The organism is Pseudoalteromonas sp. S2721 (genome assembly GCF_005887425.1).
GTDB lineage: Bacteria > Pseudomonadota > Gammaproteobacteria > Enterobacterales > Alteromonadaceae > Pseudoalteromonas > Pseudoalteromonas simplex.
Window position 1 is genome coordinate 1 of the sequence record NZ_PNCZ01000074.1, and the last position, 21,611, is coordinate 21,611.

Below are 21,611 nucleotides of genomic sequence, written 5' to 3' on the forward strand. Positions count from 1 at the left end.
CCGCCCCCCCCCCCCCCCCCCCCCGCCCCCGCCCCGCCCGGTGTTGTCTCAACCAGCACCCCGCATACGCCATGGCATCCCGTGACTGGAGGTCAGAACTCTGCTCTTCCGATATTGGAGCGGCACACGAGGCTCGAACTCGTGACCTCAACCTTGGCAAGGTTGCGCTCTACCAACTGAGCTAGTGCCGCATTCAAAAGTAGTCAGTAATTTGTCCGTTGGTGCACAACCTTGAAGGTTGCGGTAAAACGTCCTGGCAACTGAGCTAGTGCCGCATTCAATTACTTAGAGACATGCCAACCCCGCGGGGGTTAACGTCTTAAGCGGGGCAGGATTCTACAATAATCCGATGTGTTTGCAAATGTTTTTTACAAATTAAAGAATTTTTCTTGGTAAACCTTTAATTCCATGATCGAATCTTTGATATCGTCGAGGGCTAGATGTGAACCTTTTTTGTTCACTTGCGCTAATACGTCAGGTTTCCAACGACGTGCAAGTTCTTTAACTGTACTCACATCAAGGTTACGGTAGTGAAAGTAGTCTTCCAATTCAGGCATGTACTTATTCATAAAACGGCGGTCTTGGCCGATAGAATTACCACACATAGGTGAAGCACCCGCAGGTACCCATTGCTTTAGAAATGCCAATGTTTGATCAATAGCATCTTGTTCAGTGAATGTGCTTGCTTTACAACGAGCTGTTAAACCAGATTGACCGTGCTGAGTTGTGCACCACTCGTCCATGCCATCAAGCAGTTCATCGCTTTGATGAATAGCAATAACAGGGCCTTCAGCCAAGATGTTTAAATCACTGTCGGTGACAACAGTGGCAATTTCGAGTATTTTATCTGTTGCTGGTTCGAGGCCTGTCATTTCTAGGTCGAGCCAGATAAGATTTGATTTATGAAAAGACATAGTTACCTTAGCGGTGCTTTCCTTTAGATCCAACGCATTTAGATATATCATATTAGTATCATCAGTCGACCTAAAGCTTTTTTTTCAAAAAGCCCGACATTTACTCAAGTTATAGGCCAAAAGTGGCAAAACAAAAGAAATTAAGTAAAGGCCAATCGCGTCGAATTAAGGCCAATCATCAAAAACGCCTCTCTAATGCAGACAAAAAGCAACAGAAAGGGGCAACTGTGCAATGGCAAAATGACAATTTAGGCCCTGCCGAAAATGCGGTTGTGATCAGTCGATTTGGCCAACATGCCGATATCGAAACCGAGTCAGGCGAAGTATTGCGCTGTAATATACGCAGAACAGTATCGAGCCTTGTTTGTGGTGATGAAGTTATTTTTCGCCGTGCAAAAGTTAGCGAAGGCGACTTAGCTGGCGTTATTGAAGCAACCCATGAGCGTCGCTCACAACTAACGCGCCCTGATTTTTATGACGGGGTGAAAGTCGTCGCTGCCAATATCGACCAAATTTTAATGGTCTCTGCGGTATTGCCTGAGTTTACACCAAACATTATCGACCGCTATTTAGTTGCCTGTGAAGACATGGGGATTGAGCCAATTTTAGTGCTTAATAAAATAGATTTGATTGACGATGAAGGCCTTGCTTTTATTGATGAAATTCTCGATATCTATCGTGAGCTAGGTTATCAAGTACTATTAGTCAGTAATAAAACGGGTCAAGGCATTGATGAGCTTAAACAAAAACTGGTCGATAAAAACAGCATTTTTGTTGGTCAAAGTGGTGTGGGTAAATCAACCTTAGTGAACACTGTACTGCCAGATGCTGACATCTTAACCCAAGAAGTATCTGAGAACAGCGGCCTTGGTCAACACACAACAACCGTATCGCGATTACACCATTTACCAAGTGGTGGTAACCTAATTGACTCACCGGGAATTCGTGAGTTTGGCTTATGGCATTTAGATGTTGAGCGCGTTACGTGGTGCTTTAAAGAGTTCCGTGACTTTATTGGTGGCTGTCGTTTTCGCGATTGTAAACATTTAAACGATCCTGGCTGTATAATTCGCCAAGCTGTTGATGATGGTGAAATTTCAGAACTTCGTTTTGACAGTTACCACCGAATTTTAGAAACTATGGCCGACGGCCGTGCTGGTGCACGCGCTCCTCGCGTATAACTATTTAGGAAATAACAAGTGAGTTTAGATAAATTCAAAATTGCTATGCAATATGCCATGCCAAAACATTTCATTTCGCGCATGGTTGGCAAATTAGCAGCAGCAAAAGCGGGTGGCTTAACAACGGCCTTAATTAAATTGTTTATCAAACAATACAAAATTGATATGAGTGAGGCTAAATACCCAGATCCAGCTCATTACAAAACTTTTAATGAGTTTTTTACTCGCCCATTAAAAGAAGGTATTCGTCCACTTGCTGAAGATAGCGACATTATTGCTCACCCAGTTGATGGTGCAATTAGCCAATTAGGCGATGTAGTCGACGGTCAAATCATCCAAGCAAAAGGCCATGACTACAGCTTACAAGCACTCCTTGGTGGCAAAGAAGAAGACACAGCGCCGTTTTTAGGCGGTAAATTTGCCACTATTTATTTAGCGCCTAAAGATTACCACCGTATTCACATGCCTGTTGATGGAACGCTGAGCAAAATGATTTACGTACCAGGTGATTTATTTTCGGTAAACCCGTTAACAGCACAAAATGTACCTAACCTATTTGCTCGTAACGAGCGTGTTGTGGCTATCTTTGAAACTGAAATTGGCCCGCTAGCCATGGTGCTTGTAGGTGCAACAATTGTTGCTAGCATCGAGACTATTTGGGCAGGCACAGTAACGCCACCAGCAGGTAAAGATGTATTTAGTTGGAATTACCCAACCACAGGTGACAACGCGATTACTCTGAAGAAAGGTGAAGAAATGGGTCGCTTTAAATTAGGCTCTACCGTTATTTTAGCCTGGGGTGCAAATCAGGCTGAGTTCTTATCAGATCAACACCCAGAAACAGTAACCCGCATGGGCACACCATTTGCGAAAATTAACGACTAATAAGTTCAATTAAGCAAACCACTTGAGCAAAAGTGGTTTGCTTAAAATTCACTATAAACCGCGCCTACCCCCACGATTACACTCCGAGCACTCACTGTCTTTTTGAATATTAAAGCGCTGCTGCATTAGTGTTAGCCCATCAAATTGAATAAACTCGCTGCCCGTTTTATGGCCAAGCAATATATTGATAGCCAATAAACTTTGCATGCTCCCCATAACACCCAGCAATGGGCTCAATACCCCTGCATTGTCACAATTAAGCGCTGTTTGCTCCTCCGTTTGCGGGAATATACAGCCATAACAAGGACTCTGTTCATCACGAAAATCAAAACTCATCACCTGCCCCTGCGTTGCAATAGCGGCAGCTGATACAAGTGGGATAGATTTAGCTAGACAATAGCGATTAACCAAATACCGGGTAGCAAAGTTATCACTGCAATCGAGGATGATGTCAGCACCTTCAAGTAGCTCAGCACAGTTACTTTCATCAAGCTTTTGGCATAGAGGTTTAACCGTTATTTGATTATTTAAACTGCTTAACACCTTGGCAGCCGCCTGTGTTTTTGCCTGCCCCATGTGGTTTACTTTATAGAGTATTTGTCGCTGTAGATTTGAAAGCTCAACTTTATCGTCGTCAATCAAAGTGAGCGTACCGATTCCTGCAGCCGCTAAATAAAAAAGTGCTGGGGAGCCAAGTCCACCCGCTCCGACAACCACAATATGAGCAGCCTTTAACTTTTGCTGACCCGCAAGCCCCACCTCTTTTAATAGCAAATGTCGGCTATAACGAATTTGCTCTTTGTCGCTTAGCGCGCTCATATTATGGCTGACCTTCGACCAGCTGTTTTAACGTGGCAATGGCGGCTTGGTAGTCTTCGGCTTCAGTAATCGCACGTACTACGGCAACACTGCCAACACCTGTGCTCGCAACTTGCTCAGCACGCGATAAGTCAATGCCTCCAATCGCAACCGTTGGATAATCGGCCATTAACGGCACAAATTTTTCGAGCTTTTCTAAGCCTTGAATCTGCCCTGTCATGTCTTTGGTGGTGGTTGGATAAATAGCGCCAAACGCCATATAACTTGGTCTGTAATTATGTGCACGTAGCATTTCATAAAAGCCATGAGTCGACACACCTAAGCGTAACCCTGCCTCTTTTATGGCAATTAAATTAGCGGTTTGTAAGTCTTCTTGTCCTAAATGCACACCATAAGCGCCGTGCTTAATCGCCAATTGCCAATAATCATTAATATATACCTGTGCATCGTACTTCTGCCCCAGCAAAACCGCACTTGCAATCGACTCTTCAAGTGCTGCATCGTCTGCATTTTTCATTCTTAATTGAACGGTTTTAACCCCTTCGGCTAAACACTTCTCTAACCAATCAACCGTATCTACAACGGCATATAGACCAAGCTGTTTAGAGTCGCACTCGGCAAAACCTGCTGCCATGGTAAAATCAACCGGGCAATCAAAGTCGAGCTCATCACCCAGCCAACTTCCCGCCTCGATGACTTGTGGGTAATCTGCTAAATTTGTTGGAAAGCAAGTATGTGCAACGGGGCCAATCCCTTCACCATAACGAACGGCTGCTTTTAATCCTTGGTTGATATAGGCTTTCGCTAAAATAAAGGCATCTTTGAGAGGATACTGTTTGGTTAAACACGCAGCAATCACAGAGGCCATACTGCATCCAGTACCGTGACTATGCGGAGTTTGAATTTTTTCGTTACCAAGCCAATATTCCTGCTCACCTTGCACGCAGTAATCAATGCAATAGCCACTTGGGTAATCCCAGTGCCCCCCTTTGATAATCACCGCTTTTGCACCATAGCCTTTTAACTTCTCTGCGGCCTCTTTCACTGCGCTTGGGCCAATCAAATAAACACCGGTTAAGAGCTGCGTTTCGTGGGTATTCGGTGTTACTACATCGACTAATGGTAATAAACACTCTTTAATGGCACTAACGGTATCTTCTTCTGTTAATAAATCACCACTTGAAGCAATGGCAACCGGATCATAAACAACCAAAGGCGGCTCTACCCAGGTTGCTTTGTAATGTTTTAAATGCTCACTAATAAGCTGTATTTGCTGCACATTGGCAAGCATGCCAATTTTAATCACGCTGGCAGGCATATCACTGGCTAAGGCTAATAGTTGCGACTCAATCACTTCTGTTGAAATCGGGTTAAGTGCTTCTACACCTAAACTATTTTGTGCCGTTAAAGCAGTAATAACCGTACAGCCATGTACATTAAAACTTTGCATTGCCTTGATGTCGGCTTGAATTCCTGCACCGCCGCCCGAATCTGAGCCAGCTATGGTCCATACAACCTGATTCATGTTATTCCTCACATTTTATTCTTGATGCCAAAATGGCATTCCAAGCGTCGGCGTTGATGGGCTTGCTACGTCTTTCTCTGGCATCGCTTTAGCCACATAGCTATATCGCCCCGCCTCAACAGCACTTTTAAACGCTTTACTCATCGTTACTGGGCAACCTGCACCTGCAATTGCCGAATTTAATAATACGGCATCATACCCTAATTCAAGCGCTTGGCAGGCATGGGATGGTAAACCTAAACCCGCATCAACAATTAACGTATGGTTTGGCAAGCGCTCACGGATCATTTTTAGGTTGTAAGGATTCAGCAAGCCTTTACCCGTGCCAATCGGTGCCCCCCAAGGCATTAATACTTCGCAGCCTAAATCAGCGAGGCGCTGACACAGCACTAAATCATCTGTGCAATAAGGCAAAACTTTAAAGCCATCGGCCAATAAAATTTTAGTGGCTTCGAGCAGTGCGAATGGATCTGGCTGTAAATTATATTCGTCACCAATCAACTCTAACTTGATCCAATCAGTGGCAAACACTTCGCGGCACATTTGTGCCAAGGTCACTGCTTCTTTCACACTATGGCAACCCGCCGTATTTGGAAGCACCTTTAGCCCAGTGTTTTTTATCAATTGCCAAAAATCATCACCCGCAGCAACGCTTTGCTGACGTCTCAATGAAACGGTGACAATTTCAGCCTGTGAGGCCACTATCGACTCTGTCATAACACGCGGCGAAGGGTACAGTGCTGAGCCAATCAGTAAACGACTCGTAAATTGCTCACCATAAACCGAAAAACTATCCATCTTAGCCTCCTTGAATTGGCGACAATAACTCAATGCTGTCGCCTTCATTGAGGGGTTTAGCATCGCATTGGCTGCGCGGTACAAAGTCACCATTAACGGCAACGGCAAATGGAGGTCTTGCGCCAAACTGGCTCAACGCCTGAGTGAGCGATGTATTGTCATTCACTGTAACTGACTGACCATTAATTAAAATATTCATTTTTATCCTTAAGCAATTAAGCTCACTGCATCATCAACCACTTTAGGCGCAAGTAAATAGCCATGGCGGTACAAGCCATTAATACTGATCACTCGACCTTGCTTAGTGACTTTCGGGCGGTTGTCTGCAAACGCAGGACGAAGCCCCGATTGCAAACTTTCGATACGCCCTTCAGCAAATCCGCTATGCACCGTATAAGCAGCAGACAATAGCTCCAGCGCCGAGCGCACGGTGACTTTACCGCGGTCTTGCGATTCGATTTCAGTCGCACCAATCACAAATTGATGGTTTGGCTTAGGAGCAATATAAATTGGGTAACGCGGATGCATCAGCCGTATTGGTCTGGTTAAGTTCACCTCTGGTGCATATAAACGCGCCACCTCCCCTCTTACTCCACGCAATAAAGGTTCAGCCTGTTTTGCACCTAAGCCGCGACAATCAAATACATAATCAAAGCTTTGGCCATTCACTTTATGGGCGTTCAATTCAACTTTACAGCTAAAGTTAAATTGCACTCCTTGCGAGGTAAGCTTTTTAAAACTAGCACTATAAAATGCCTGATTATCGAGTTGCCCTTCACAAGGTAAATACACACCTTGATGGAAACGCCCAGCTAGTTCTGGCTCAAGATCAGCAATTTGAGTACCAACCAATGCCTGTGCCTGATAGCTTTCAAGCGGTTTTAAGCGGCTCACAAAACTTTGTAAATCGCCCTTATCTTGCTGATGAGCAACCACTAAGCTGCCTGTTTGTTGAAAATACACAGCGTCATCGAGCTCACTTAAAATTTGCTGCCAACGAGTGATGCTATTAAGCCCTTGTAGGGCTAAATCCTGTTCACACAAGACTGATTCTGCAAGGGGGGCTAACATCGCTGCAGCAACGCTGCCTGCACTGTTGCTAGCATGTTCATCATCTTGCTCAAACACACTTAACTGATGCTCTTTAGCAAGTGCCAATGCAGTTAAACGGCCAGTTAAACCAAAGCCCAGTATCGCTATCTTTAAAGACATAAACTTTCTAGGCGCTAGGCTCTAGGCCCTAAGTAAAAACCCAAAGCCCATCGCTGATGCCTAGCTCCATCAATTAAACTGCTTTGTGGTAAATCTCAGAGCCCGTTTTTTTGAACTCGTCTGATTTCGCTTTCATTTCAGCTTCAACATCGACCATTTTGATTTCGATAGTATCGCCTACGTTATTTGGATCAATGCCTCTAGCTTCAAGATCTTTGGCGTAATCACGTACTTCTTGAGTGATCTTCATCGAGCAGAACTTAGGGCCACACATAGAGCAGAAGTGTGCAATCTTGCCTGATTCTTGTGGCAGTGTTTCATCGTGATATTCGCGGGCGCGTTCTGGGTCTAAACCTAGGTTAAATTGGTCGTGCCAACGGAACTCAAAGCGTGCTTTTGATAATGCGTTGTCACGCTCTTGCGCACCCGGGTGGCCTTTTGCCAAATCGGCAGCATGAGCAGCAATTTTGTAAGTGATTAAACCTTCTTTAACGTCTTCTTTGTTTGGTAAGCCTAAATGCTCTTTAGGGGTTACATAACAAAGCATAGCGCAGCCGTACCAAGCAATTTGCGCAGCGCCAATACCTGATGTGAAATGATCGTACCCCGGTGCAATATCCGTGGTTAATGGACCAAGAGTATAAAACGGTGCTTCTTCACAGTGTTTTAGCTGCTCTTCCATGTTCTCTTTGATCATATGCATTGGCACATGGCCTGGGCCTTCGATGAACACTTGCACATCATGTTTCCAAGCAAGTTTTGTCAGCTCACCTAGAGTGCGTAATTCGCTGAACTGGGCTTCGTCATTAGCATCAGCAATAGAGCCTGGGCGCAGACCATCACCTAATGAAAAACACACATCATACTGTTTTAAAATTTCACAAATTTCTTCAAAGTGCGTGTATAAGAAGTTTTCTTTATGGTGCGCTAAACACCATTTCGCCATGATTGAGCCACCACGGGAAACAATACCGGTAACACGCTTTGCCGTCATTGGCACGTAACGCAGCAATACCCCAGCATGAATAGTAAAGTAATCAACACCTTGTTCTGCTTGTTCAATCAAGGTATCGCGGAAAATCTCCCACGTTAGGTCTTCAGCCACACCGTTTACTTTTTCAAGCGCTTGATAGATTGGTACGGTACCAATTGGCACTGGCGAGTTACGTACCACCCACTCACGGGTTTCGTGAATGTAGCGACCCGTTGATAAGTCCATTACCGTGTCGGCGCCCCAACGAGTCGACCACACCATTTTTTCTACTTCTTCTTCGATTGATGAAGTCACCGACGAATTACCAATATTCGCGTTCACCTTAACTAAGAAATTTCGGCCGATGATCATCGGCTCAGTTTCCGGGTGGTTGATGTTGTTAGGAAGTACAGCGCGACCACGGGCAATTTCATCACGCACAAATTCAGGGGTAATAAAATCAGGAATACTAGCGCCAAACGATTCGCCTTTGTGCTGGGCTGCAAGTAACTCTTCACGAATTTTAGCGCGTCCCATGTTTTCACGAATTGCCACATATTCCATTTCAGGCGTCACAATACCTTGTCGCGCATAATGCATTTGCGTTACGTTTTTGCCTGCTTTTGCACGGCGGATCTTTGGTAGGTGTTCAAAGCGGATATGATCTAACCCTTCATCTGCCATTCGTTGTTGAGAAAATTGCGAAGTCACTGAGTCTAAAATTTCAGTGTCGCCGCGGCTTTCAATCCACTTTTCACGGTATTTCTCAAGGCCCTTGCGCACATCAAGTTGAAAATCTGGGTCAGTGTATGGGCCCGAGGTATCGTAAACACGAATTGGTGCGTTAGATTCAAATACAGGGTTCTCTTCAGTGCCTCCGATGAAGGTATCGCTGAGAGTGATTTCACGCATCCCTACTCGTACATTGTCTTGTGTACCTTCTACATAAACTTTATGAGAATTAGGAAAGGGTTGACCCGTTAAGTTATAAATATAATCTGATGCTGCCGCACGAACTTCGCGGCGAGATGGTTTAGTTGTTGTGTTTGACATGACTTACCTCATTGCTTTAAGGGTTGTCTTGTCAGATATTGCAAATGCAATAGAGAGTGGCAAACGCCATTGGATCGTTAATAAGCTAAATGCTTACTAGTGCAGCCTGCGCCGCTTATGCCCCATAAATTTGGCGCACAAGCGCCCAGTGAGGCAGCTTGTTCCCTACGCAGGTGTTAGCCTGATCAGGTTCACGGATCCCGCTTTCGCGATCTCAGCCTTGTTAAAGGCACTCCGACAAGTATAAATTCGTTTCTTTAAAACGCCCTGAGTGTACGCCAGTTAAAAAATTGCTGCAAGCTAAGCCACTTTAGTTTTTTGCAATGAAGGTAAAGTGATGCTCGCCTTGCAGAGTTAGTTTCTCACCTGTTAGCGTAATTGCCGCACCTTCTTTTAGCGCTGACAATAATTGCTGCTCAAGCTCATTAACTTGCTCGCCACATGATTTACGAGTCATACCTAACTTATTTACCGTTAGCGTATCTTCGCTGAGCGCACCTTCACCAAAAAATTTATTACAGCCAGCAAAGCCGTTAACCTGCATCGCTTCGATAAAGCGTATAGAGGCTTTTTGAGATACAGGAATAGCTAAACCATTCACTTTTGATAATTGCCACTGTGTATATTTTAATTGCTCACTAGTGACTGTCCCTGTCGATGAGCAGCCCATGCAAAACAATACAAAAAGAAGAGGCAAGGCTACTAACTTCATATTTTTTAACTATTCAAATTTCAATGTAGTAATAATAACAACATTTAACGCAATTGATCGTTAAAAAAACATGTTTTATCTGTAAAAAATTGTTCTAAGTTAGCTTATCAAAGAACAACGCAGACTATTTGAATAAGTTATCGACTTCTTCTGGTAAAAAAGGACGACCTTTTTTATTTACTGACGTGCCAATCACCAAAGCTTGCAACATCACTTTATGATCATGTTTGCGATACACTGTTTGCCTAAAAGCAAACTTTAATCGGCTGATACGCTCAGGCTCAACGGCAACGTAAAATTCATCACCCGGCATAAGTGATGCCTTGTAATCCATTTCGCTACGCAGTACGACAAGGTTTACTTTTTCTCTTGCGAGCTTTGCAAAATCGATACCTTGGGCATGTAAAAACTCATGGCGTGCATGTTCTAAATAATTAAAATAAACACTGTTGTTTACAATTCCTTGCAAATCACACTCATAATCACGCACTTTAAAGTCTACTTTAAAGGTCATAGTCGTATTCCTAATCAATTTACGTATAATTGCCTGCGTTTATATCATAAAAATTGATTTTATAGCCATTTGGCTAGCTAGGTTGCTAGAATAGCAGTCCCGAAAATGGAGTTAAGAATCCGCATGAAACGACGTTTATCATTATTATCTGCTGCCATCCTGCCTTTATTCGCAGCATCTTCGATTGCTTACGCTGAAGACGGTGAGCTTGAAAAAATTGAAGTTACCGGTGATTTCAAAAGAGAAAGCATTCAAACCCTTAGTGCCAGCGCAAGCTTGTTTTCAGACCATGAAATCAATCAACGCGGTGCAAAGTTTTTAGATGAGATGCTTGCTAGTGCAGCGAATGTAAACTTTACCTCAGGGGCATCTCGTGGTCGTTTCGTGCAAATTCGTGGTGTTGGTTTACGCTCACAGTTTGTTGACCCTATTAATCCTTCGGTTGGCTTAGTGATCGACGGTATTAACTACTCTGGTTTAGGCGGCAGTTCACTGTTATTTGATATCGACCAAGTTGAAATTTATCGCGGCCCACAAGGAACTCGCTTTGGTGCAGATGCCTTAGCTGGCATGATTCAAATGGAATCTGCAACACCCACTCTTGACCCAAGTGTGAAAATACAATTAGGTGCGGGCAACTACAACAGCTATGAAGCAGGTATAGCCGCAGGTACGGGTATTACCGACGACACAGCAGTACGCGCCAGCATTTATCAACGTGAGTCTGATGGGTATGTAGAAAACCGTTATTTAGGTGAAGATACCCAGCAACAAGACGAGCTTGTCTCTCGCTTTAAGTTACACAGCCAATTGACCGAGCATTTACGTACTGAACTGAATGTACATTACATCGATATAAATAACGGCTATGACGCATTCACATTAGATAACAGCCGTTACAGTGTTGCTGATGAACCAGGCCAAGACAACCAAGAAAGCATTGCGGTTGGCCTAGCAAACATATACACCGGCTTTGACTTTTTTGATGTTAGCCTAAACCTATCTGGTATCGACAGCGAGCTGTTATACAGCTATGACGAAGACTGGGTGTGTAATGATGAAGCCCAACCTGAGTTATGTGCTGCTGGCTTGCATGATTGGGGCTATAGCTCAACAGATGCTTACTTTCGCGATCGCCAAGATCAAGCGGCTGAGCTGCAATTTAGTGGTAAATCTGGCGAGTGGGTCGCAGGCATTTACTATCAAGGCCGCGAAGTTGACTTAGAACGTCAATACACTTGGCTGGCACAACCATTTGCATCTAATTATGAAACCAGCAATATTGCTGCATATGGTCAATTAGCAACACCTATCGGCCCAAAAACAACCTTAATTACGGGTTTGCGTGTTGAGCAGTATCAGGGCGACTACACCGACAACAACGGTTTTATTGAAGAAACGGATGATGTCATGGTGGGCGGTAAACTTGCACTTGAATACCAAGTGATAGATCGCACTATGATCTACACCAGCATTACTCGTGGCTATAAAGCTGGCGGTATTAACTCTGAAGCTTTAGCAAAAGCAAAAGACGAAGGCTTAAACCTAGATGCTGATTTCTTTGCTAATCACACATCATTTGCCCCTGAATACCTATGGAGCGGTGAGTTTGGTGTTAAAGGCAGCTCACTAGACGATAAGTTTGTGTTACGTCTTGCCGCTTTCTACATGTACCGTGAAGATATGCAGCTAAAATCGTGGCAAGTTGAAGGCCAAAAATTCACAGGCTATATCGATAACGCCAGCTCTGGTGAAAACTACGGTTTAGAAATTGAAGGCAGCTTCCAAGCAACTGACAATTTACTACTAACAGGTAGTGCTGGTTATCTAAATACAGAAATCAATGACTTTGTTGCGCAATCAGGCCTAGATCAAGATGGTCGAGATCAAGCACAAGCACCTAAATACCAATACGCATTCACTGCGCGTTATAACTTTACGCCAGCACTTTATGCATCAATTGGAGTAGAAGGCAAAGACGATTACTACTTCTCTGATAGCCATAACTCAAAAGCATCAAGCACTAATTTAGTGAATGCTTCATTTGGTTATGAAAGTGATAATTGGAGCATTAATGCGTGGGCACGTAACTTATTTGATGAAGACGTACCAACCCGTGGTTTTGAGTTTGGTAACGACCCATTAGATGGTTACACCACTCATACATACACACAACTTGGCGAACCTATGGTTGCCGGTGTGACATTTATTTACGAGCTATAAGCAATTAGGTGCTAGGTTTTTTACCTAGCACCCAAACACCTAGAGCCTAGAGCCTAGAGCCAAATAAGTTAAGCCCTTTCAACATCAAAGGCGAGTACGTCTTTAATCTTTTGCTTATTCGTTGCCAGCATAATGAGTCGATCTATACCCAGTGCGACACCCGCACATTGTGGTAAGCCATGCTCTAGTGCAGCTATTAAACGCTCATCCATTGGCACTTGCTTTAAGCCATTTGCTTCACGGTACTGATTATCTTCACTAAAACGAGCTGCTTGCTCTTTGCCATTGGTCAGTTCATTAAAGCCGTTTGCCAGTTCCATATTTTTAAAATATAACTCAAAGCGCCCAGCTACTCGCTCATCGTGCTGGCAAATTTGGGCAAGAGCGGCTTGCGATGCAGGAAAATGATAAACGAAACAAGGCTTTTCTTGGCCAATCGTTGGTTCAACCTTCATACAAAATAATAGCTGCAACAAGGTATCGCGATGCGTTTCATTCGCGGCAATATCGGCAAAGCCCTGCGCTGTTGCTAGTTGCTGTAATGTGCTAATATCAGCAGTTAAAGGGTCTACACCTAAGGCGTTCATAAAGGCTTGCTGATAAGTGAGTCGCTCAGCGCTTTCTACGCCAAGCACCAATTGCATAAGCTCATCCATTTCATCCATAAGCGCAAATTCATCAAAACCCGGACGATACCACTCAAGCATTGTAAATTCAGGATTATGATGACTACCCGCCTCTTCATTACGAAAAGCTTTGCATAGCTGGAAAATAGCCCCAGAGCCTGCAGCAAGTAAACGCTTCATGGCAAACTCAGGTGACGTTTGCAAATAAAGTGGTAAGCCACCAGCATGACCTGGGCCAACAAACTCGGTACTAAATGTCGCTAAATGCACATCGGTTACACTGGCCGCGCTTAAGCTTGGCGTTTCAACCTCCATAACATCACGTGCATAAAAGAACTCGCGAATACGACGGATGATAGCGGCACGCTCTCGTAAAGTTTCAATATCGGCGCTTGGTTGCCAAAGGCCATTAGACATAAAGTGTTTCCCAAAAAAAATCCCAGCAGAAGCTGGGATTTTATAATAAATTGCTTAACAATGCCTATTACTTAACACGGCTCACGTATTCACCGCTACGAGTATCAACTTTGATCACTTCGCCGATTTGTACGAATAGAGGAACACGAACAACAGCACCTGTGCTTAATGTTGCTGGTTTACCGCCAGTACCCGCTGTATCACCTTTTAGACCTGGATCTGTTTCAGTGATTTCTAATTCAACGAAGTTTGGTGGAGTCACGGCGATTGGGCTACCGTTCCAAAGCGTGATAGTACAAACGTCATTTTCAACTAACCATTTTGCATTGTCGCCAAGCGCTTTTTCGTCAGCAGCGATTTGCTCAAATGTTTCGTTGTTCATGAAGTGCCAGAACTCACCGTCAGTGTATAGATACGCTAAATCTGTATCCATTACGTCTGCACCTTCAACTGATTCACCTGACTTGAATGTTTTTTCTAGTACTTTACCTGTGATAAGTTTACGAATACGAACACGGTTAAACGCCTGGCCTTTACCTGGTTTTACCATTTCATTTTCTAAGATGCTGCAAGGTTCGCCGTCTAACATAATTTTTAGGCCGCCCTTGAACTCATTGGTGCTATAATTCGCCATCGTTTCCTCTGTCTAAATAATTTCGAGTAATCTACGTGTCAATGATACAAAGAAATGAAGTAAATTTGCATAAAAACTGGCAAAAAGAATTGGCAAATGTTGTCACTTGTCCTGAACGCTTGCTAGAAATGCTAGGATTATCAAGCAAAGTAGACGAAAAAGACCTCAAAGCACGCAGTCTTTTTCCTGTCCGCGTGCCGCAGCCTTTTATCAAAAAAATGCGTTATGGCGACATAAACGACCCTCTTTTGCTGCAAGTGATGCCCAGGCACCAAGAGTTTTTAGCAAAAACAGGTTACGACAAAGACCCTCTAAAAGAGCAAGATAACAACCAACCTGGCTTGTTACACAAGTATCGCTCTCGCGTTTTAGTTATGTTTAAAACCGGTTGTGCCGTAAATTGCCGTTATTGTTTTAGACGCCACTTTCCTTATCAAGAAAACCAATTAAACAAACGCAGCTTGATTGACGCACTGGCTTACATAAAAGCCGACAGCAACATCAACGAAGTCATTTTAAGTGGTGGCGATCCATTGATGGCCAAAGACGATGCTGTGAGTTGGTTTATGGATGAGTTAGAGCAGCTTCCGCAAATTAAACGCATGCGTATTCACAGCCGCTTACCTGTGGTGATCCCTGCAAGAATTACCGATGAGCTATGTACACGCTTTGCTGCATCGCCCTTAAAGGTGGTGTTTATAAATCATATCAATCACGCTAACGAAATTGATGATGACTTTAAAGCGGCCATGCAAAAGTTAAAAGCTGCAGGGGTGACGTTACTAAATCAGGCGGTGTTACTAAAAGATGTGAATGATTCTGTCGAGTCGCAAGTTGCATTAAGTGAAGCGCTTTTTGAGGCAGATATACTTCCTTACTACTTACATCTACTAGATAAAGTTGAGGGTGCTAGCCATTTTGATATAGCTGAGAGTCAGGCACGAGAAATCGTAACGGCTATGCTGGCAGCATTGCCGGGTTTTTTGGTTCCTAAGCTGGTGCGTGAGATCGGCGGCGAAAAAAGTAAAACGCCTATCGATCTCAATATACTGTAGTTAAACGTATACGTTTACGTTGTTACCTAGTGTCGCAGTTACCGACTTAGCAGGTGTTTGTGCAGCACTGGTATTCATTGCTGCGCCTTCGATAAGTGCAAGTGCCGCAGCACCATCAGCCTTTTGCTGTTTTTTAGCAAGTGATGCGCTGTAAACTTCTGCGCTTTCGCCACCGCCACTCATCGCTGGTAAGCTTGATCCTGATATATTCATAGTTCATTACCTGACTTTTTATGACAATCCACGTACTATATCGGCATTGCAGTCTAAAGCTTTAGGAAAAAAATGGATTCAATTATTGAACAACTCAATGCTAACCTAAAAATCGTTTATCGTCAGGCACTTGATGCTGATAAAAAATTAGATGATTTACAGCAGCAAGGCCATGGCAAATTCAAAGCCTTATTTGCAAAAGATGCTGGCTTTGATTTTGAAGCGAAACGCTTTAAACCTTACGTTCTCGATGTTGCAGCTGATGTAGAAAGCTTAAGCAACGACGGTATGGACGAAGAAAAGCTGAAAAAAACCGTTATTAAACTGCAACAGTTATTACAGTTGCTAGCAACCTTCAAATAAACACTTAATCACTACAACGTGCTGATGATTTTTGAGGAGCACTGAGCTCTACTTTGTGCCCTCTTAAATCTCTCTTAACATAGTGCTTTTTAATACTTACAATCCTTATTAACAGCCGTTGCTCGAATATCAAAGGTTCTGGTACACTTTTCCTTTGTTCATCTTATTACTCGCGCAATGACTCATCATTCTCTAACCTTAATCGTATTAGCTGGCGGACTCGGTAGTCGCTTTGGTGGAAACAAACAAATTGCTGATATTCCAGGCCTTAACAGTACTATTATGGAACTAAGTATTCGAGATGCTGTTCAAGTAGGTGTAACTCAAGCTGTTATCATCATAAATGCTAATATTCGAGCCGAATTTGAAGCAAGAATTTTACCCCGTTTACCTAAATCACTTGAAGTTATCTTAGTTAATCAAGAAATCACTGCAATTCCAGAAAAGTATCTTTCTTTAGCTAAAGAGCGGCAAAAGCCTTGGGGAACAGGCCACGCTCTTTTATGTGCAAAACCCTATGTAAAGAACCCTGCAATTGTAATTACAGCCGATGATTATTATGGGGCCTCTTCGTTTAAAATTATCGCCGAACATTTTAAGCGTAGTAATGATTGGGCTATGGTTGGTTACCCTGTAGTTGATACTTTATCGACTCAAGGAGGGGTCAATCGCGGAGTGTGTAGCATCGATGAGCAACAACATTTAATCGATGTTGTTGAATATCTTGATATCAAGCTAGAGCAAGATATTTTGTTAGGTAATAACTCTCTAGGTGAGCGTCAGAGTATTGCTAAGGAAGCTCTTGGTTCAATGAGTTTTTGGGGGATTACAGATGATTTATTCATGGTTCTAGAAAAGGGCTTTGTACAGTTTTTAGAAAATACTGACAACGGTGTCACGAAAGAGTATTATTTACCAAATCAGATACAACTTGCGATTAAAGATTACAATCAAACTGTCGCCGTTTATACCGCACAAGAGCCATGGTACGGCGTAACCTACAAAGCTGAATTGGATGCAATAGCAAGTACATTACGTCAGTTACGCCTCGGGCTTAATGAATAAATCTACACCTCTTCTTACAAAAAGTAATGGAAAATTAATGAAGTCGAATCCTGTTGCAACTTATCTTTCTGAGCATTTTGGCTTAAGTTCAGATCACGTGACACTGAAACCTATTGGCAACGGCCATATAAACACAACGATGCTTCTTAAGTCACAAGATAATGCTGTCGTTGTGCAAAAACTAAATACTGATGTATTTCCTAACCCTGAGCAGCTTGTAGAGAATGCAAGGCTTATCGAAAAGCACCTAAACGACAAACATGTGAAAGGAGAATATAGTCTCGAGATTATTCGTCATGTTCCGACAATAAAAAATGATTTTTTGGTGGAATGTGACCAAGGCGTGTGGCGTGCACTCGAATTTATTGGCGGCAGTTACAGTGAGGATGTTGTAGCAAACATCTCTCAAGCACAAACTGCGGCCAATGCATTTGGTCAATTTGCGCTTGCTTTACAAGACTTTCAGGCTGAGCAACTACATCATGTTATCCCAGATTTTCATAATTTAGCAATGCGTTTTGATGCTTTCAGAAAAGCAATCGAAAATGACCCTGTAAATCGTATCGAGCTTTGCCAACCAGATATCGAGTTCTGTTTAAATCAGCAATCGCTAATTGATGAACTACAGAAACTGGAAGGTAAGATCCCATTAAGACCCTGTCATAATGATACAAAAATCAATAACATGCTTTTTTGTAAAGATTCTGATGATGCAAAAGCAGTTATCGATTTAGATACCTGTATGCCTGGCTATTGGTTATTTGATTTTGGTGACATGGTGCGCACTTTCTGTTCACCTGAGCAAGAGGACTCAACTAACCTGAAAAATGTAACAGTTCGCGAAGAAATTTTTGCAGCTATTGTTAAGGGCTATGTAGAACCATTAAAAAATGTAATCACTGATGCAGAAAAAGAGAGCTTTTGGCTTGGCACAAAAGTAATGACATTTATGATTGGCTTGCGCTTTCTTACTGATTTTATTGATGGTGACAATTACTTTGCGACTAAACATGCTCACCATAATCTCGAACGAGCCCGAAACCAGTTCGCACTGTATCGCGATATTCTTGAAAAAGAGAATACCCTAAAAGCTATTTTAGAAATAAATAAGTAACGAGCTTACAATTAAAGTTTGGGGTTAAACTTTTGGAGCAATTTCACGTCAAGCTATGGGGATGATAGGAGCTACCGACCACTCCTTAACTAATCAGACCGAGCCACTCGAATTGTTATATCGGTGGCTCTTAGTTTAGATATTAGTGAGCTTGTTGCCAGTTGTCACCACTGTCGGCTTCAACAATCAGAGGCACATCAAGAGTCGCGGCTTCTGACATTAGCTTACAAATTTCAGCTTTGTAGTCGTCAACACACTCTTCTTTAATTTCGAACACTAATTCATCGTGCACTTGCATTAGCAGCTTCACTGAACCTGCAGCTTGCGCGTTCACCCACTGATGAACTTTTAGCATCGCTTTTTTGATGATATCAGCAGCAGTCCCTTGCATTGGTGCGTTGATCGCAGCACGTTCAGCGGCTTTACGACGAGCACCGTTACGGGCATTGATTTCTGGTAAATGTAAGCGGCGACCAAAAATCGTTTCTACATACCCTTTATCAGCAGCTTTTTCACGAGTTGTTTCCATGTACTCAAGTACGCCAGGGAAACGCTCGAAGTATTTATCAATATAATGCTGTGCTTCATGGCGTGGTACATCTAACTGACGCGATAAACCAAACGCCGACATGCCATAAATTAAACCGAAGTTAACCGCTTTCGCTTTACGACGCATATCGCTGGTAACCTCTTCAAGGCTAACCCCAAAGACTTCTGCAGCGGTTGCGCTGTGCACATCTAAACCATTCGCAAACGCAGTGAGTAGGCCTTTATCTTGTGATAAATGCGCCATGATACGTAATTCAATTTGGCTGTAATCGGCAGCCACAATTTTATGGCCAGGTGCAGCAATAAAGGCTTCACGAATTCGACGGCCTTCTTCTGAACGAATTGGAATATTCTGTAAGTTAGGATCCGTTGAGCTTAAACGCCCTGTTGCTGTTACAGCTTGATGATAAGAGGTATGCACTCGCTTCGTGCGCTCATTAACCATTAGCGGAAGTTTATCTGTGTAGGTTGATTTTAGTTTAGATAAACCTCGATGCTCAATAATCACTTTTGGTAATGGATAATCATGAGCAAGTTCTTGCAATACTTCTTCTGCTGTCGAAGGTGCACCCTTAGGTGTTTTCTTGATAACAGGCAGCTCAAGTTTTTCAAACAAAATAGCTTGCAGTTGCTTAGGTGAGCCTAAGTTAAATTTTTCACCTGCAATATCATAAGCTTCTTGCTCAAGCTCTAACAGGCGTTCACCTAAACGTTGGCTGTGAGCTGCCAGCATGTTGCTATCAATTGCAACACCAGTACGCTCAATATCAGAAAGCACTGTGACAAGTGGTAACTCAATATCTTCGAATACTGACTTCAATTGGCTATCGGCATCAATTTTTGGCCATAACACCTGGTGAAGACGTAGCGTTATATCGGCATCTTCAGCAGCATAAGGCGCCGCTTTTTCTAGCTCAATTTGGTTAAACGTTAACTGCTTTTTACCTTTACCGGCAATATCTTCAAAGCTGATATTTTTGTGACCAAGGTATTTCAGTGCCAACGAGTCCATATCATGGCGGCTGCCTACACTATTAAATACATACGACTCCAGCATGGTGTCGTATTTAATGCCTTTTAATTCAAAACCTGCGTTAGCTAACACGCTTTTATCGTACTTCAGGTTTTGCCCCACTTTCGCTTTGTTTTCGTCAGCTAAGATTGGGCCAATTTTTGCCATTACGGTTTCTAAGCTTAATTGCTCAGGCGCATCTGGGTAATCGTGACCAACCGGAAGGTAAGCCGCTTCACCGGCTTTAACCGCAAAGCTCATACCAACCAATTGCGCTTGCATATAATCAAGGCTGGTTGTTTCAGTATCAAAAGCAAACAATTCGGCGTCATTTAACTGCGCCACTAAGGTATCAAGTTGCTCTTCAGTTAAGATTGTTTCGTAGTGTGCATCAGCAACTTTTGGTAGTTCGTTAGCTTCAGTTGGCACATCTAAATGCGTGTCAGCGTCTTTAGGGTTATCAAGTAGCTCAGCTAACCAACGGCGGAACTCACACTCACCATAAAGTGCAATCAATTCGTCACGATTAGGCTCTTGCAGCTTAAAGCTTTCAAGATCTGACTCAACCTCAACATCACACTTAATTGTTGCTAACTCATAGCTAAGTGGCAAATGATCAAGTGCTGTAGCAAGCTTTTCACCAATCTTGCCTTTTATTTCACCTGCATGATCAATGACACCTTGTAATGATCCATATTTTTGCAGCCACTTCACCGCTGTTTTTGGACCACAGCCATCAACACCTGGGATGTTATCGACTTTGTCACCCATTAGGGCAAGGTAATCAATGATCAATTCAGGACCAACGCCAAACTTCTCAACCACGGTTTCTGGATCTGAAATGCTATCTGTCATGGTATTGATCAGCGTAACATGCTCATTAACAAGCTGCGCCATATCTTTATCGCCAGTCGAGATCAGCACATGACGCTGCTGCTCTGAGGCTATTCGCGCAAACGTACCGATAACATCGTCAGCTTCAACACCTTCAATACTAATCAGTGGAAAACCCATTGCTTTAATAATGTTATGCAGTGGTGCGATCTGTGTGCGTAAGTCATCCGGCATTGGCGGACGATTCGCTTTATATTCGCTGTACATATCATTTCTGAAGGTTTTACCCTTGGCATCAAATACCACCACCATGTGCGACGGATCATATTGCTTGATCAAACTCTTAAGCATATTAACTACGCCATAGATTGCGCCTGTCGCTTCACCTTTTGAGTTAGTAAGGTGCGGTGGCGAATGGTATGCACGGAATAAATAAGAAGAACCATCTACAAGAATAAGTGGATTTTCAGGGATCTGAGCCATGGTGAAATTGGATCCTAATTGAATAACATTAAATTGTTTGTAAGCATGCCATAAGGTCATGAAGAAAACGACTGTGAATTATTAACCAATAAAGCTTTATGACAGAGCAAGCTGTGGATAACTTTGTAGATAACAGACACAGTTAATTCTCCCAAAATGAAAAAACATTTAGGAAAAATTAGATAAGCTTATGTTTTTATTTAAAAAAGATATTACGGCGTTCTTTTTTTATTATTTTTGTCCGATGTGGAAAACGGTTTTAGTAGCGATAACCTTTTGCTTATTCGATACCGAATTAACATCCCTTTTCATAACCGGAGGAGTATTCTAGCATAATGGATCAAAGATCATAGCGATCCTTTATACTTTTTTTTTCGTTAGTAATTTATAAAAAGGCATAAACAGCTATTCATCATGCTTTGCGAGTTATCAAGCGA

At 42.9% G+C, this 21,611-nt stretch carries 20 protein-coding genes, 1 tRNA gene and 1 riboswitch; of the genes, 7 read left to right on the forward strand and 14 right to left on the reverse strand.

Translation table 11 applies throughout. From position 1 onward, the window contains the following. Window positions 1-115 precede the first annotated feature (115 nt). Both CWC02_RS19300 and orn read right to left on the reverse strand, forming a co-directional pair. Window positions 116-191: transfer RNA gene (locus CWC02_RS19300), tRNA-Gly, on the reverse strand. Between the two features lie 177 nt (window positions 192-368). Next, window positions 369-914: an oligoribonuclease gene (orn, locus tag CWC02_RS19305; protein WP_054554138.1), complete on the reverse strand. Its 546-nt coding sequence runs from the start codon at window positions 912-914 to the stop codon at window positions 369-371. A gap of 122 nt (window positions 915-1,036) precedes the next feature. Between orn and rsgA the strand changes: the two genes are divergently transcribed. Both rsgA and asd read left to right on the forward strand, forming a co-directional pair. After that, entirely contained in the window at window positions 1,037-2,095 is a 1,059-nt protein-coding gene (rsgA, locus tag CWC02_RS19310; RefSeq protein ID WP_054554137.1) for a small ribosomal subunit biogenesis GTPase RsgA, read from the forward strand. A gap of 18 nt (window positions 2,096-2,113) precedes the next feature. Beyond that, on the forward strand, window positions 2,114-2,980 hold the full coding sequence (gene asd, locus CWC02_RS19315) for an archaetidylserine decarboxylase (protein ID WP_171043875.1): 867 nt from the start codon (window positions 2,114-2,116) through the stop codon (window positions 2,978-2,980). A gap of 51 nt (window positions 2,981-3,031) precedes the next feature. Here asd and CWC02_RS19320 read toward each other — a convergent pair whose 3' ends face one another. The 8 genes from CWC02_RS19320 to CWC02_RS19355 all read right to left on the reverse strand — a co-directional run bounded on the left by CWC02_RS19320 (window position 3,032) and on the right by CWC02_RS19355 (window position 10,586). After that, on the reverse strand, window positions 3,032-3,799 hold the full coding sequence (locus CWC02_RS19320) for a HesA/MoeB/ThiF family protein (RefSeq protein WP_138619826.1): 768 nt from the start codon (window positions 3,797-3,799) through the stop codon (window positions 3,032-3,034). Window position 3,800: 1 nt separating this feature from the next. Next, entirely contained in the window at window positions 3,801-5,324 is a 1,524-nt protein-coding gene (gene thiE / locus CWC02_RS19325; protein WP_138619827.1) for a thiamine phosphate synthase, read from the reverse strand. A gap of 15 nt (window positions 5,325-5,339) precedes the next feature. Next, window positions 5,340-6,122, reverse strand: a complete 783-nt coding sequence (locus CWC02_RS19330) for a thiazole synthase (RefSeq protein ID WP_138619828.1) — start codon at window positions 6,120-6,122, stop codon at window positions 5,340-5,342. 1 nt (window position 6,123) lies between these two features. After that, window positions 6,124-6,321: a sulfur carrier protein ThiS gene (thiS, locus tag CWC02_RS19335; protein WP_054554133.1), complete on the reverse strand. Its 198-nt coding sequence runs from the start codon at window positions 6,319-6,321 to the stop codon at window positions 6,124-6,126. 8 nt (window positions 6,322-6,329) lie between these two features. Then, the gene (locus CWC02_RS19340; RefSeq protein ID WP_138619829.1) at window positions 6,330-7,334 is read right to left on the reverse strand and encodes an FAD-dependent oxidoreductase; all 1,005 of its coding nucleotides are present in this window, start codon (window positions 7,332-7,334) and stop codon (window positions 6,330-6,332) included. A gap of 73 nt (window positions 7,335-7,407) precedes the next feature. Next, window positions 7,408-9,360 carry a phosphomethylpyrimidine synthase ThiC gene (thiC, locus tag CWC02_RS19345; RefSeq protein ID WP_138619830.1) on the reverse strand — a complete coding sequence of 651 codons (1,953 nt, stop codon included), beginning with the start codon at window positions 9,358-9,360 and terminating at the stop codon, window positions 7,408-7,410. 145 nt (window positions 9,361-9,505) lie between these two features. Beyond that, window positions 9,506-9,607, reverse strand: a riboswitch (TPP riboswitch). Between the two features lie 63 nt (window positions 9,608-9,670). Then, window positions 9,671-10,072 carry an META domain-containing protein gene (locus tag CWC02_RS19350; RefSeq protein ID WP_054554130.1) on the reverse strand — a complete coding sequence of 134 codons (402 nt, stop codon included), beginning with the start codon at window positions 10,070-10,072 and terminating at the stop codon, window positions 9,671-9,673. 124 nt (window positions 10,073-10,196) lie between these two features. Then, a complete protein-coding gene (locus tag CWC02_RS19355) occupies window positions 10,197-10,586 on the reverse strand; it encodes an acyl-CoA thioesterase (RefSeq protein ID WP_138619831.1) in 390 nt (129 codons plus the stop codon). 123 nt (window positions 10,587-10,709) lie between these two features. On the opposite strand from CWC02_RS19355, the gene CWC02_RS19360 reads away from it, so the two are divergent. Then, window positions 10,710-12,809, forward strand: coding sequence for a TonB-dependent receptor (locus tag CWC02_RS19360; protein ID WP_138619832.1), 2,100 nt, complete (start codon window positions 10,710-10,712; stop codon window positions 12,807-12,809). 68 nt (window positions 12,810-12,877) lie between these two features. Here the strand turns inward: CWC02_RS19360 and epmA are convergent, their stop codons facing one another. After that, window positions 12,878-13,852 carry an elongation factor P--(R)-beta-lysine ligase gene (gene epmA / locus CWC02_RS19365; RefSeq protein WP_138619833.1) on the reverse strand — a complete coding sequence of 325 codons (975 nt, stop codon included), beginning with the start codon at window positions 13,850-13,852 and terminating at the stop codon, window positions 12,878-12,880. A gap of 67 nt (window positions 13,853-13,919) precedes the next feature. Then, window positions 13,920-14,486, reverse strand: a complete 567-nt coding sequence (gene efp / locus CWC02_RS19370) for an elongation factor P (RefSeq protein ID WP_054554126.1) — start codon at window positions 14,484-14,486, stop codon at window positions 13,920-13,922. Between the two features lie 41 nt (window positions 14,487-14,527). Here efp and epmB point away from each other — a divergent pair, with 41 nt between their 5' ends. Beyond that, window positions 14,528-15,541: an EF-P beta-lysylation protein EpmB gene (gene epmB, locus CWC02_RS19375; protein ID WP_138619834.1), complete on the forward strand. Its 1,014-nt coding sequence runs from the start codon at window positions 14,528-14,530 to the stop codon at window positions 15,539-15,541. Here the strand turns inward: epmB and CWC02_RS19380 are convergent, their stop codons facing one another. Continuing rightward, window positions 15,542-15,754, reverse strand: a complete 213-nt coding sequence (locus CWC02_RS19380) for a hypothetical protein (RefSeq protein WP_054554124.1) — start codon at window positions 15,752-15,754, stop codon at window positions 15,542-15,544. A gap of 72 nt (window positions 15,755-15,826) precedes the next feature. Here CWC02_RS19380 and CWC02_RS19385 point away from each other — a divergent pair, with 72 nt between their 5' ends. The 3 genes from CWC02_RS19385 to CWC02_RS19395 all read left to right on the forward strand — a co-directional run bounded on the left by CWC02_RS19385 (window position 15,827) and on the right by CWC02_RS19395 (window position 18,296). Further along, window positions 15,827-16,117 (forward strand): hypothetical protein, encoded by a 291-nt coding sequence (locus CWC02_RS19385; protein ID WP_054554123.1) that lies wholly within the window; start codon window positions 15,827-15,829, stop codon window positions 16,115-16,117. A gap of 177 nt (window positions 16,118-16,294) precedes the next feature. After that, window positions 16,295-17,182, forward strand: coding sequence for an NTP transferase domain-containing protein (locus CWC02_RS19390; protein ID WP_054554122.1), 888 nt, complete (start codon window positions 16,295-16,297; stop codon window positions 17,180-17,182). Window positions 17,183-17,219: 37 nt separating this feature from the next. Beyond that, complete coding sequence (locus CWC02_RS19395) at window positions 17,220-18,296, forward strand: phosphotransferase enzyme family protein (protein WP_054554121.1); 1,077 nt, start codon at window positions 17,220-17,222, stop codon at window positions 18,294-18,296. Window positions 18,297-18,438: 142 nt separating this feature from the next. Here CWC02_RS19395 and polA read toward each other — a convergent pair whose 3' ends face one another. Next, complete coding sequence (polA, locus tag CWC02_RS19400; protein WP_138619835.1) at window positions 18,439-21,174, reverse strand: DNA polymerase I; 2,736 nt, start codon at window positions 21,172-21,174, stop codon at window positions 18,439-18,441. Window positions 21,175-21,611 lie beyond the last annotated feature (437 nt).

Excerpts from the sequence above, each read along its gene's own strand:
- orn (WP_054554138.1), bottom strand. The coding sequence starts at position 914 with ATGTCTTTTCATAAATCAAATCTTATCTGGCTCGACCTAGAAATGACA.
- CWC02_RS19320 (WP_138619826.1), bottom strand. The coding sequence starts at position 3,799 with ATGAGCGCGCTAAGCGACAAAGAGCAAATTCGTTATAGCCGACATTTG.
- thiE (WP_138619827.1), bottom strand. The coding sequence starts at position 5,324 with ATGAATCAGGTTGTATGGACCATAGCTGGCTCAGATTCGGGCGGCGGT.
- CWC02_RS19330 (WP_138619828.1), bottom strand. The coding sequence starts at position 6,122 with ATGGATAGTTTTTCGGTTTATGGTGAGCAATTTACGAGTCGTTTACTG.
- thiS (WP_054554133.1), bottom strand. The coding sequence starts at position 6,321 with ATGAATATTTTAATTAATGGTCAGTCAGTTACAGTGAATGACAATACA.
- CWC02_RS19340 (WP_138619829.1), bottom strand. The coding sequence starts at position 7,334 with ATGTCTTTAAAGATAGCGATACTGGGCTTTGGTTTAACTGGCCGTTTA.
- thiC (WP_138619830.1), bottom strand. The coding sequence starts at position 9,360 with ATGTCAAACACAACAACTAAACCATCTCGCCGCGAAGTTCGTGCGGCA.
- CWC02_RS19350 (WP_054554130.1), bottom strand. The coding sequence starts at position 10,072 with ATGAAGTTAGTAGCCTTGCCTCTTCTTTTTGTATTGTTTTGCATGGGC.
- CWC02_RS19355 (WP_138619831.1), bottom strand. The coding sequence starts at position 10,586 with ATGACCTTTAAAGTAGACTTTAAAGTGCGTGATTATGAGTGTGATTTG.
- CWC02_RS19360 (WP_138619832.1), top strand. The coding sequence starts at position 10,710 with ATGAAACGACGTTTATCATTATTATCTGCTGCCATCCTGCCTTTATTC.
- epmA (WP_138619833.1), bottom strand. The coding sequence starts at position 13,852 with ATGTCTAATGGCCTTTGGCAACCAAGCGCCGATATTGAAACTTTACGA.
- efp (WP_054554126.1), bottom strand. The coding sequence starts at position 14,486 with ATGGCGAATTATAGCACCAATGAGTTCAAGGGCGGCCTAAAAATTATG.
- epmB (WP_138619834.1), top strand. The coding sequence starts at position 14,528 with ATGATACAAAGAAATGAAGTAAATTTGCATAAAAACTGGCAAAAAGAA.
- CWC02_RS19380 (WP_054554124.1), bottom strand. The coding sequence starts at position 15,754 with ATGAATATATCAGGATCAAGCTTACCAGCGATGAGTGGCGGTGGCGAA.
- CWC02_RS19385 (WP_054554123.1), top strand. The coding sequence starts at position 15,827 with ATGGATTCAATTATTGAACAACTCAATGCTAACCTAAAAATCGTTTAT.
- CWC02_RS19390 (WP_054554122.1), top strand. The coding sequence starts at position 16,295 with ATGACTCATCATTCTCTAACCTTAATCGTATTAGCTGGCGGACTCGGT.
- CWC02_RS19395 (WP_054554121.1), top strand. The coding sequence starts at position 17,220 with ATGAAGTCGAATCCTGTTGCAACTTATCTTTCTGAGCATTTTGGCTTA.
- polA (WP_138619835.1), bottom strand. The coding sequence starts at position 21,174 with ATGGCTCAGATCCCTGAAAATCCACTTATTCTTGTAGATGGTTCTTCT.